This window comes from Pseudoalteromonas sp. TAP-3C (assembly GCF_059888565.1).
Genome location: NZ_CM187618.1, coordinates 2,782,474 through 2,795,012 on the forward strand (window position 1 = coordinate 2,782,474; position 12,539 = coordinate 2,795,012).

General features: G+C 40.9%; 10 protein-coding genes and 1 tRNA gene. 7 read left to right on the forward strand and 4 right to left on the reverse strand.

All coding sequences use genetic code 11. The features are described from left to right. Positions 1 to 18: 18 nt before the first annotated feature. From wecA to AC6H44_RS13090, 4 genes are all read right to left on the reverse strand, one after another. The gene (wecA, locus tag AC6H44_RS13075; protein ID WP_500736009.1) at positions 19 to 1,074 is read right to left on the reverse strand and encodes a UDP-N-acetylglucosamine--undecaprenyl-phosphate N-acetylglucosaminephosphotransferase; all 1,056 of its coding nucleotides are present in this window, start codon (positions 1,072 to 1,074) and stop codon (positions 19 to 21) included. 39 nt (positions 1,075 to 1,113) lie between these two features. Continuing rightward, on the reverse strand, positions 1,114 to 3,813 hold the full coding sequence (locus AC6H44_RS13080) for an SLBB domain-containing protein (protein ID WP_500736010.1): 2,700 nt from the start codon (positions 3,811 to 3,813) through the stop codon (positions 1,114 to 1,116). Between the two features lie 107 nt (positions 3,814 to 3,920). After that, on the reverse strand, positions 3,921 to 4,703 hold the full coding sequence (locus AC6H44_RS13085; protein WP_500736012.1) for a DUF481 domain-containing protein: 783 nt from the start codon (positions 4,701 to 4,703) through the stop codon (positions 3,921 to 3,923). 92 nt (positions 4,704 to 4,795) lie between these two features. Beyond that, a complete protein-coding gene (locus tag AC6H44_RS13090) occupies positions 4,796 to 5,614 on the reverse strand; it encodes a mechanosensitive ion channel family protein (RefSeq protein ID WP_500736013.1) in 819 nt (272 codons plus the stop codon). Positions 5,615 to 5,920: 306 nt separating this feature from the next. Between AC6H44_RS13090 and AC6H44_RS13095 the strand changes: the two genes are divergently transcribed. The 7 genes from AC6H44_RS13095 (at position 5,921) to coaE (ending at position 12,467) form a co-directional block, all read left to right on the forward strand. Further along, positions 5,921 to 5,996: transfer RNA gene (locus AC6H44_RS13095), tRNA-His, on the forward strand. 796 nt (positions 5,997 to 6,792) lie between these two features. Further along, entirely contained in the window at positions 6,793 to 7,239 is a 447-nt protein-coding gene (locus AC6H44_RS13100) for an REP-associated tyrosine transposase (protein WP_500736015.1), read from the forward strand. Positions 7,240 to 7,512: 273 nt separating this feature from the next. Continuing rightward, positions 7,513 to 8,367, forward strand: a complete 855-nt coding sequence (gene nadC, locus AC6H44_RS13105) for a carboxylating nicotinate-nucleotide diphosphorylase (RefSeq protein ID WP_500736017.1) — start codon at positions 7,513 to 7,515, stop codon at positions 8,365 to 8,367. A 214-nt stretch (positions 8,368 to 8,581) separates the two neighbouring features. Beyond that, positions 8,582 to 8,989, forward strand: coding sequence for a pilin (locus tag AC6H44_RS13110; RefSeq protein ID WP_500738434.1), 408 nt, complete (start codon positions 8,582 to 8,584; stop codon positions 8,987 to 8,989). A gap of 68 nt (positions 8,990 to 9,057) precedes the next feature. Further along, complete coding sequence (locus AC6H44_RS13115) at positions 9,058 to 10,284, forward strand: type II secretion system F family protein (protein ID WP_500736019.1); 1,227 nt, start codon at positions 9,058 to 9,060, stop codon at positions 10,282 to 10,284. A 651-nt stretch (positions 10,285 to 10,935) separates the two neighbouring features. Beyond that, complete coding sequence (locus AC6H44_RS13120; RefSeq protein ID WP_500736021.1) at positions 10,936 to 11,835, forward strand: prepilin peptidase; 900 nt, start codon at positions 10,936 to 10,938, stop codon at positions 11,833 to 11,835. 2 nt (positions 11,836 to 11,837) lie between these two features. Then, positions 11,838 to 12,467, forward strand: a complete 630-nt coding sequence (coaE, locus tag AC6H44_RS13125; RefSeq protein WP_500736022.1) for a dephospho-CoA kinase — start codon at positions 11,838 to 11,840, stop codon at positions 12,465 to 12,467. Positions 12,468 to 12,539: the final 72 nt, after the last annotated feature.

A 12,539-nucleotide genomic window follows, 5' to 3' on the forward strand; every position in this document is an offset into this window, starting at 1 on the left:
CTTACTCAATTACGCACGTTACTTTTTATTGCGCCTTAAAAAACGGGCCACTTTCCAGCAATGTTGTAATGCCAATGAGTACAGTATAAAAATAACAACAAATAGTAACAACATTACCCATTCAGGTATATTTAAAATCTCACCAGCAATACCAATGCTGCTCATAATAACAGCAAGTAATAATATGGCTCTTAGTGCTCGCCTTGGGCTAAACCCTATGCGCATAAATATATGATGTAGGTGGTCGCGATCAGCCGCAAGTGGCGATAACCCTTTGCGTTTACGCCTTATAATAATTGCCATCATATCCATTAGCGGCACAGCAATAATCCATAATGCGGTAACGGGCCTAAATGCCGGCTCGCTGGCTTGGGTGCTTACCATTAAAAACCATATTACACTTAACCCAATAAACATGGAGCCTGCATCGCCCATAAATATTTTTTTGTTTTTATGGCCTTTTAAACCTAAGTTAAAGGCTAAATAAGGTGCCAGTGTGGCCACTATAATAAGCGGTAAGTATGCAAACGCATAATTACCACTTAACAACATTAAAATAAAAACAGAGAGTAGCGTTAAAATACTTAATGACCCTGCTAGTCCGTCTATACCATCAATCATATTAAACGCATTAATACAGGCAATAACACTGACAATAGTAAAAATAATACCAAGCCAACCTAAATCAATATTGCCAAAGCCAAATATACTTCCGAGGTTGTGTATGTAAACATCGCTGCCCCATATCATTACTAGGGCAACCACTACTTGAATACATATACGAATTTTAACCCCTAGCTGACGGTAGTCATCTACCACGCCTAAAATAACAATGGCGCCTGCACACACTAAATAACTGACTATTTGTGTGGTTAGCGGGTAAAAAGCAAGCACCGATATAAACACAGCTAAAAATATTGATAACCCGCCAATAAGCGGAATAGCGCCGTCGTGCTGTTTGCGCTTGCATGGGGTATCAACTAGGCCAAACTTTACCGCTAAAGGGGTAATTGCCAGTATTGTTGCATACGAAAAGCAAAATGCAAAAGCCAGTATCATGAATTCAAATAACATAGTAAGCACCTAAATTACGCTTATAACAATAATTCATATTTATAGTGAGCTTATTGCCGCTAATGCTACACCCATTTGATAAATAATTTGGGTGGCGGTACTCCAAAGCGTTAAGTTATCAACTTTTTCGGTATCAAGCGGTACAACTATGGTGTCGCCTGGGCTTAACTGCTCAGATTTATTAGCCGTAAACCATGAGCTACTTTGTGGTACTTGTACTAAGCCACTGGCTTTAATAATGTAAATACGGTCTTTGTCGGCACGTTGTTTAAAGCCACCACTGCGATTTATGTAATCGTCAACCGACAAGTTACCATTGTATACGTGCGATGTACCAAAGTTAACCTCACCAACCACACTTATGCTGTTGCTAATAGTCGGTACGTACAGTATGTCTTTATTTTGTAGCGGTAATTTTTGCTTACCCATCTCTATTGCGGGTAAATCTATAACCAAACGCCCCACGGCTTTTACTTCAGCTAAGTCGTTTATTAAGTTGTCCATATCGGCATAACTGAGTGATGCGTCGGTAATTGAGTTATTAAAGCTTTTTGAGGCAATATCACGACGTAAGTCTTGTGATAGTTTATTTAACTGCTGCTGCTCTTGAAAACGAATTGACTCACGCGTAAATATGGCTCCCTCTGGGTACGAATAGTCAGTAAAACCACCGGCTCTTTGCAATACACTGGTTAGGTCTTCGCCTTTGCGTATACTGTAAGTGCCAGGAAAGCGCACTTCGCCGATAATTTCAATTTGCAGGTCTTTTTGCCAGTTAGGTATAGGGTATACACTAATTGAGTCTTTACTTTGTAGCGGGTAATTTGCACTTGTTTTTTCATCAAGCGCAGCATTTAAGTTTACCGACACATGATTTAAGGCACTTTGATTGGTTGTGCTGTAACGTGTAATTTCGGCTTTATCTAAAAAGGTTGACTCTTTTAACCCACCCGCTGCGGCAATGGCTTGTTTAACTGTGGCGTTTTCAGGTAGTGGGTAAACACCGCTGTATTTTACCTCGCCACGTATGCCAAACATTTTCACTTGATTTACATGAGTTGCTTGTTGATTAAGCTTGGCAATAATCGGTTTTAGTAGCTTTTCTCTGCTAAATATTGCGTAGTCGCTTTCCTTTAGTGTGTCTTGTTCGGTTTTAAATAAATCGGTAATGTTGCTAATTTTTTTACTTTCTTGCTCGGCGAGTTGCTCGGCGAGTTGTTTTTCAAGCGCGCCCCCTAAGTCAATAAATTCATAAAATTGTTTTTCTTCAAATTTATCCCATAGTTTTATGCGCTCATGTAAGTCGAGCTGCTCTTTTGAAAAAGCCAATGAACTTAATGCGTTCTCTTCTTGTTCTTTTGTTTGGAAACGACTAAAAATAACCACAATATCACGCGGCTTTAACGCTATATTGTGCTCATTGTGATTATTAGCAGCTTCAAACGGCGAAAACTGCTGTATTTGTATATCGCCTTTATTATTAACTTCGCGCACGATAAGTGCATAATTAAAGTCGGCAATAGGCAGCAGGTCGCTTTGTAATGACGTTAATAAACGACTTATTTTATCACCCGGTTTCCATGCGTAATTACCTGGGTAAGTTACCGCACCGAGTAAAGTAACTGCATTTTTAAGCTCATTACTTGAGGCAGGTACTTTAATAGTGTCGCCATTTTTAGGCTGGTAAGTAGCATTTTCAGTCAGGTCAAGCTGTAAGATTGTTTTTGAACTGTCACCCGTAAAGCGCTCTACTATTGTTTTTTGTGGGTAAGCTTGCGCTTTAAAACCACCGGCCATCGAAATGACTTCGTTAAACGATTCATCGCCCTTTAACTCAAAAATAGCTTCGCGTTTAACTTCACCGCTTACTGCCACTTGTTTACCTACCGGCGGAATAAACACGACGTCGCCGGGCTTTAAAATAACATCGGCAGAACTGTCACCTTTAATTAGTAAGTCGTATAAATCGAGTGTTTGAACTGTTTTGCCTGCACGCTTTAGCTGTATATTACGCAATGACGCAATTTCAGAAAGCCCACCACTAACAAATAACGCGTGGGTAATGGAGGATAATGCAGGCACTGTGTACGCGCCTGATTTATAGGCCTCACCGAGCACCATAATTCTGATCGTACGTGTCTCGCCCATAGATACAAAGGCGTTTACGCCTATCATTTCTTGCTCTACTTTTTGCTTAATAAGCTCTACAACTTCGCTGTATTGCATACCTGCAACACTCACAGGTTGTAGTTTATCTATTGCAAGACGCCCTTCTCTATCAACAATAACTTCTGCATTAAACGATTCTTTGCCGTATAAGTTAATACTAAAAGTGTCGCCTGGGCCAACAATGTAAGTATTCGGTACAAGTGCGTTTTCAGAAGGTTCAAATGTGGTAGGTTCTCCGGCAAATAGCTCGTAACCAAACGGTTTTAGCTCATCCTCGGCAGGTTTAAACTTCTCTTCATCTGTGAGCTCTTCGCTATCTTCCATGCTTAGATCGCGTGGCAACACTGACGACTTTACAGGTTCGCCATTTTTATCTAATTTTGGGTCACTAGATGGAAAACCAAGTGAATCGAGATCGATACCGTATTTTTGAGCAATTACTTTTTGCTGCGCTTTGGGTAATTTTTGAAATTGCGCTAGTTGTTGCTCTGTTGGCTCTATATTTTTTGCACTTAATGGTGTGGCTACTGCAAAAATAAGCAATAAGGTAATAAATCGAATCAGCTTCACAAAGGTTCCCTTGAGTAAAAGTAAAGATCGGCGCGCCATAGTACAGTATTTTTTTATTAAAAAAAATGGGTAAGCATGCTTACCCATTATTATAGTTTTAAGTTAAATTAAAAACTGTAAACAAGTGTTAATGAGGTTTCTGTATCTGTCGCCTCTTTGTCATCAGCTACATCTGAGTTATTGGTGATATTATAAGCTACTTTCATTTGCAGTGAGCCATTAATTTTAGTGTGCAGTGCGGTTTCTGAGCGCGTTTTGGTGTTGGTGTCACCGTATTCTACCGACACGACTTGCGTAAAACGGGCGTTATCAGAAATTTTCCAGTGATAGTCGAGTTTTCCTAGCGCTATTACTTCGCCATCTGACTCGCCGGCTAACGAATTGCCGTTTTCATCAACCTCGGTGCTTACATCGGGGTATTTAAAATGCTTATAACCTGGGCCTATTTCAGCGTTAAGCCACATGGTTTGCTCGTTGAGTAAGCGCATACCATAACCTACCGATACTACGCTTTCGTTTCTGTAGGCACCAAAGTAGTCAGACACGTGTGAACCATAAATAAATAAATGCGCATGTTTTTTGTTTAGTTTGTAGTTACCTTGCGCCGAAATAGCGTATTTTTCGTTGGTGCGTTGTTTTTCTTTGCTGCCGTCGTCGTTTTCTACTTCGTCTTCTTTATAAATGCCGTCGAACTTATATTCATTATGCCAGCTTTCTAGGTTATGCAATACTTTAATACCGCCTTTTAAGGTGGTGGTTTCGGTGTTGCCGCTGGTGATAATAGCACCCACTTCGCTGGTTACTTCCCAGGTTTTTTGCTCTTCTTCTGCTGCAAACGCACTGGTTGTGGCAGTAGCTGCTACTAAAATTGATAAAAGCTTTAATTTCATTAAAAATAACCCTGTAAATATATTCATCATGATTAACGCAGTGCGCAAACTAGCAACGTAAACTTGAGCACTGCCTTAACACGTATTAAAAATTAGTCTTGCTTGTGAAAATGTACATCCATTTGCGGAAATGGAATGGTGATGTCGGCGTCATCTAACGCAATTTTAATGTTTTCCATTAACGACCAATACGTTGGCCAGTAATCTTCTGTGTTAACCCATGGGCGCACAATAAAGTTAACACTTGAATTAGCCAGTTCAGATACCGAGACATTATATTCTGGGTCTTTTAAAATACGCGGCTCGTTGTCGAGCACCGATTTAAGTACGGCTTTGGCTTGGCGCAAATCGGCGTCGTAGCCAACACCAATTACAAGGTCGATACGGCGGGTCGCCTCACGCGAGTAGTTAATTATTGCGTCTGACATTATTTTTGAATTGGGCATTATAATAACTTTGTTATCGGGGGTGCGCAGCTCGGTTGAAAATATTTCTATTTTCACAATGGTGCCTGCTTTGCCACCCGCCTCAACATAGTCACCCGACTTAAATGGGCGCAGTAAAATAATGAGCACGCCTGAGGCAAAGTTAGATAGTGAGCCTTGCAGTGCTAAACCTATAGCTAAACCTGCGGCACCTAAAATAGCAATGAATGAGGTGGTTTGGATGCCAATTTGCGATAGCGCCATTAAAATAGTGGCTACAAATACAATGGCATACACAATACTTGAAACAAACGATGAGACCGCTTTATCAACTTTTTTCTTGTCGAACGCTTTTACGGTTAATTTTGCACAAAACTTGGCCACTCGCCCGCCAAGTAAAAATATAACAAGCGCAAAAACAATTTGAGCACCGTAGTGTAAAATTAAGTCTGAGTTTTCGTTAACCCAGCTGAGTATTTGTTCCATGTTGCTTCCTGGTTATTATTAAGCCTTAACCGTATTGTAAATATTTAATACACCTTTGCAACAACGTTTTACTAAGAGGTTCGGGGTTAGTTAATTTTTAATTTTTAATTTTTAATTATTTGCACGGCATAAAGCCCCGCCTGCGTTTAACCCAAACACCGTATTTGGCTTACTCTCTGCCTAACACCTTTAACCCTTCATCTTTAACCCCTTTGTGAATAAATTTAATTTTTTTTGATTTTTTTGCTTCACAAGCTTTGGGATATTATGTATTATGCGCGCCACACCAAACAAGGTGTCGTAGTGGCGGTTGTAGCTCAGTTGGTAGAGCCCCGGATTGTGATTCCGGTTGTCGCGGGTTCGAGCCCCGTCAATCGCCCCACTATTTTTTAAGCCTCCTCAGTAATACCCAGATTTAACATTCTCTTTTTTACATTAAATTTCAGCCACACCTGCATTGCACAAAATTATACCTATTGCTTAAATTAAAAACTGTGCTTAGTCTCTGCCTACCTTTAAAAACGCGACATAAAGTCGCTGCTAAGTGAAATATCACATATATGTAGCAGCGGGTTCACCCCGCGTTTTTTGTGTTTTTTTTATGCTTTGATAAACCCTGACGCGACATAAAGTCGCTGCTACGTGAAATATCACACATTTGTAGCAGCGGGTTCACCCCGCGTTTTTTGTGTTTTTTTTATGCTTTGATAAACCCTGACGCGACATAAAGTCGCTGCTACCTGAAATATCACACATTTGTAGCAGCGAGTTCACCCCGCGTTTGTTTGTGTTTTTTTATTTTATGCTTTGGTAAACCCTGACGCGACATAAAGTCGCTGCTACCTGAAATATCACACATTTGTAGCAGCGGGTTCACCCCGCGTTTTTTTGTGTTTTTTTATTTTATGCTTTGTTAAACTCTGACGCGACATAAAGTCGCTGCTACCTGAAATATCACATATTTGTAGCAGCGGGTTCACCCCGCGTTTTTTATATTTTTATTTTATGCTTTGATAAACCCTGATGCGACATAAAGTCGCTGCTACCTGAAATATCACACATTTGCAGCAGCGGGTTCATCCCGCGTTTATTTGTGTTTTTTGTTTTATGCTTTGATAAACCCTGGCGCGACATAAAGTCGCTGCTACACTTTAATTATTTATATGCAAGGACTCGCTATGAATAAGGCTTATAAACTACGCAAGGGGAGAGTCTCGCTTTCTAACCATTATTATAGTGTTACTTTAGTCACTTATCATCGTAATCTAATTTTCACCAAACTTAACTTAAATCGTTGTTTAGTATCACATATGCAACATTTAGAACAAGAGCAACGGATAAAGTCGATCGCATTCGTTATTATGCCAGATCACTTACATTGGCAATTTCAAATCCTTCCTAATAATACACTTTCTAATATTATTCGCCTTTTAAAAGGGAGAACCGCCGCTAGTTTTTATAAGTTTGGAATTTATAAATTGTGGCAAAAGGGATTTTACGACCATTTAATTCGTGATGAAGAAGATCTAATAGCAAACGCACGTTATATTATTGCTAACCCTTTGAGAGCAAAGTTAGTAACCAACGTTGCAAATTACCCTTATTGGGATTGTGTATATGTTTAATATTACACCCAATATGTAGCAGCGGGTTCACCCCGCGTTTTTTGTGTTTTTTATTTTATGCTTTGATAAACCTTAACGCGACATAAAGTCGCTGCTACGTGAAATATCACATATATGTAGCAGCGGGTTCACCCCGCGTTTTTTATATTTTTATTTCATACCGCTATAAACCCTGACGCGATATAAAATCGCTGCTACCGCACCCTGTGCTTCTCATTAACGAGTAAACCATGTAAAATTTACGTAATTTCCTAATTGTAATGAGCTTTTGTAATGTCTATTCCACACAGTCTATTAAGCCAACTGGTTAAACTTGCCCTCGATGAAGACCTAAATTATCAAAGCGCTGAACAAGGCGATATTACCGCGCAACTTATTCCTCAAGCAGAGCAAGCCAATGCCAAAGTGATCACCCGTGAAGACTGCATTTTTTGTGGTAAAGACCTTATTATTGAAGTGTTTAAACAAGTCGACCCAAGCGTTAGTGTCAATGTGCTAATAAACGATGGCGACTTTGCCGCTGCAAACAGTACCTTGTTTACTGCAAAAGGCTCAGCGCGGGCTATTTTAACCGCCGAGCGTACCGCGCTTAATTTTGTGCAAACGCTCTCTGGCACAGCCACCACCACAGCGCGTTATGTAAAAGAGCTTAGCGGCACAAGCACCCAATTACTCGATACCCGTAAAACCATTCCGGGGCTTAGAGCGCTGCAAAAATACGCGGTAAAATGTGGCGGCGGGGCTAACCATCGCATAGGGTTGTTTGACGCGTTTTTAATTAAAGAAAACCACATAGCCGCCTGTGGCGGGATCAATAACGCCGTAGCTCACGCTAAGCTTAATCATGCCGATAAACCCATAGAAGTAGAAGTTGAGTCACTTATTGAGCTAGATCAAGCCATTAGTGCCGGTGCTGATATTATAATGCTGGATAACTTTAGCGTTGAGCAAATACGCCAAGCCGTAGCCATAACCAATAAACGCGCTAAGCTTGAGGTATCGGGCAATATGACGTTAGAAACCTTAAAAGCCTACTCGCAAGCGGGGGTAGACTTTATTTCCAGCGGGGCACTAACAAAAAACCTACAGTCAATCGACCTGTCGATGCGATTTATCGACCCGATTTAAGTAAAACGCGACTATTTAGTGATTTGTTGTGCTATTTTATTGACAGTGTTTACAAAAACACTTTAAATTAGTCTTAAAGGATTGTTTTTAACACTTTATTAAACTTAACTTAATAAAAAGCCCAGCAAACTAAATATTAACCATTTATAATTAAACATTTACCATTTAAAATTAAACATTAAGTTCATCCTTTAGGAGAGGAATTATGCAAACAATGACACAAAACCAAAAGGGTTTTACCCTAATAGAATTAATGATTGTAGTAGCAATCATCGGTATTTTAGCAGCAATCGCACTGCCTGCTTATCAAGATTACACAAAAAAAGCACGCTTCGCTGAAGCTGTTTCAGTTGGTGAAGGTTATAAAACAGCTGTGACACTCTGTATTCAAGAAAATGGTGGAGTTCTAACTGGCTGTACAGCAGGAACAAAAGGAATTCCTGCAATTCCAAGCGCTTTACCAGCAGCAATCGATACCTTAGTAGTTGAAGATGCAGTAATAACAGTAACTGCAAAAGCAAATGCTGGAGGTTACACATGGAAAGTTACTCCTTCAATAGATGGCGGCTCAACACAATTTGAGCAAACAGGAACTTGTAAAGCTGCAAACTTCTGCCAATAGTATTTTGTAAAGCAGGGTCAGCCCTGCTTTATATTTTTAACTTCAAGTTTATATGACTAGGCTCTAAAATGGCAAAAAAAGAAGATAAAGGCTTAGACATTTTTCAATGGGTTGGGGTGAGTGCACGTGGTAAAAAGCTAGAAGGTGAGCTGAGTGGCTCCAGTATTGCACTAGTTAAGGCGCAACTACGTAAACAAGGCATTACCCCCTCCAAAGTTAAACGTAAAGCCAAGCCGTTGTTTGGCCTAGCAAGTGTACAAAAAATCACCCCAAAAGACATTGCCTTGGTCACGCGGCAAATTGCCACTATGCTGATGGCGGGCGTGCCGCTAATTCAATCGATTGAGATGATAGCATCTGGCTCTACCAATAAAAGCGTGAGCAAATTAATGAGCGCCATTGGCGATGAAGTAAAAGCCGGGCAGCCGCTGTCTGATTCGCTTAGAAAATACCCCCGTTATTTTGACGACTTATATTGCGATTTAGTCGCCTCGGGTGAGCAGTCGGGCTCGCTTGATAAAATATTTGACCGCGTAGCCCTATACAAAGAAAAATCGGAAGCGTTAAAATCAAAAATTAAAAAAGCCATGTTTTACCCCATAGCCGTGTTGGTGGTGGCGCTTATTGTTACCTCTATATTGCTGGTGTTTGTGGTGCCGCAATTTCAAGAAATTTTTGACGGCTTTGGCGCCGAGCTCCCCGCCTTTACGTTATTTGTTATTGCTATTTCTGAATTTATGCAAAAATCGTGGTGGATGATACTTATTGCTTTAGTGGCATTTGCTTATATTTTTAAAGAAGCCAAGCTGAGAAGCTTAAAACTGCGCGATGCCACCGACCGAGTAATACTTAAACTCCCGGTAATAGGCATGATACTTAATAAAGCGGCGGTGGCGCGTTATGCCCGTACGCTTTCGACCACCTTTGCGGCGGGTGTGCCTTTGGTTGATGCACTCGACTCTGCGGCCGGCGCTTCAGGCAACGCGGTATACCGCTATGCTATTTTAGAAATAAAAGCCGAGGTGAGCTCAGGGAATCAAATGAACTGGGCGATGCGAAATTCTAAAATATTCCCCGATATGGTTATTCAAATGGTCGCCATTGGCGAAGAGTCGGGATCGCTCGATGGCATGCTGGCAAAAGTCGCCACCATTTACGAGCAAGAAGTAGATGACGCGGTAGATGGTTTATCAAGCTTGTTAGAGCCATTAATAATGGCAGTACTTGGCGTATTAGTGGGCGGCTTAATTGTGGCTATGTACCTACCTATTTTCCAATTAGGTTCGGTTATTTAACCACGTAGCAGCGACTTTATGTCGCGTCTTTCCTTGTGTAAAAGGGTAAAGTTACGAATTACGAGACGCGGGGTAAACCCGCTGCTACAAATGTGTAATACTCCACGTAGCAGCGACTTTATGTCGCGTCTTTCCTTATGTAAAAGGGTTAAAAGTTACGAATTACGAGACGCGGGGTAAACCCGCTGCTACAAATGAGCAACCCCCCACGTAGCAGCGACTTTATGTCGCGTCTTTCCTTGGGTAAAAGGTTAAAAGTTACGAATTACGAGACGCGGGGTAAACCCGCTGCTACAAATGTGTAATACTCCACGTAGCAGCGACTTTATGTCGCGTCTTTCCTTGGGCAAAAGGGTAAAAGGTTAAAATTTACGAATTACAAGACGCGGGGTAAACCCGCTGCTATAAATGTGTAACGCTCCACGTAGCAGCGACTTTATATCGCGTCTTTCCTTATGTAAAAGGGTAAAATTTACGGGTTACAAGACGCGGGGTAAACCCGCTGCTACAAATGTGTAATACTCCACGTAGCAGCGACTTTATGTCGCGTCTTTCCTTATGTAAAAGGGTAAAGTTACGAATTACGAGACGCGGGGTAAACCCGCTGCTACCGACGTAAATGCCAATTTTAGTCGTTTTTTAGGTAAATAAATGCAGACTTTTTTTATTGATATAATCACCGTAATGCAAAGCCAACTGTGGTTTTATTTAACCACTATTGGCTTAGTGAGCTTATGTGTAGGTAGTTTTTTAAATGTAGTGATATACCGCTTACCACTGATGATGCAACGCGAGTGGCAAACTGAATGCCGCACTTTATTGGCTGATGATTTAAAACCCACAAACGCTGATAATACAAACGCTGAATTTAACTTAATTAAACCCAACTCTACTTGCCCTAAATGCAAGGCAGCCATTAAACCATGGCAAAATATTCCAGTGATTAGCTGGTTATTTTTAAAAGGTCGCTGCGCTAGTTGCAGTAATCCAATTTCAATTCGCTATCCAATTGTTGAAATGCTGACTGCGGTTTTAAGCTTAATTGTGGCCTATACTTTTGGTGCAACAGAGCAGGCTTTGCTATATGTTTTCATTACGTGGGTTTTAGTTGCATTAACCTTTATTGATATTGACCACATGCTACTGCCCGATCAGCTCACTTTACCGCTTTTGTGGTTAGCGCTATTAGCGTCGGTGATGGGCTACACCCTTGCCCCAAGCGACGCCATTATTGGTGCGGCGTGTGGCTATTTAAGTTTATGGAGCGTTTTTTGGCTGTTTAAATTAATAACCGGCAAGGAAGGCATGGGCTATGGCGACTTTAAATTACTGGCGGTATTTGGGGCGTTATTAGGCTGGCAAGCGCTATTGAGTATTATTTTACTCTCGAGCGTGGTGGGCGCTGTGATTGGTATTGCGCTATTGAGCATTCAAGGCAAAGACAAAGCCACCCCGATTCCTTTTGGGCCTTATTTAGCAATAGCTGGGTGGATCACTATGCTGTGGGGCACGCAGCTGCAAAACAGCTATTTTAACTTGATTGGTTACTAACAATGAGCAATACACAAAACCATACAAATAACTGGGTGCTGGGGCTTACGGGCGGCATTGGCTGTGGTAAAACCGCAGTAAGCGATATGTTAGCTGAGCTGGGTATAACCATTGTTGATGCTGATATTATTGCGCGCCACGTAGTTAAACCCGGTAGCAAAGGCCTAAAAGCCATTACCGCGCATTTTGGCAATGAAATACTTAATGAGCATGGCACATTAAACCGCAGCGAATTGCGAACGCGGATTTTTAGTAACCCAGCACAAAAAACATGGCTTAACGCCCTTTTACACCCGTTAATACGCGCTCAACTTATTAGTGATTTAAACAGTGCGCAAAGTGACTATGTAATATTAGTGGCTCCCTTATTATTTGAAAACCAGCTTGATAGCTACTGCAATCGTACTTTGCTAATTGATGTGCCTTTAGAGGTACAAATAGCACGCACTATACAACGTGACAATATTAGCACTGAACAAGCACAGCAAATTATAAACGCGCAACTGTCTCGGGAGCATAAGCAACAAAAAACCGACGATATTTTAGATAATAACCGCGATTTAAATGACGTTAAACAAGACTTACTTAAGCTGCATCAGTATTATTTACGCTTAGCAAGCGCTAAAGTATAACTAATAAACGGGTGTTTTTATCAGTAAACATGACTTGGATTGGCACGATTAATGTAATCCTTTCTTTTTTCT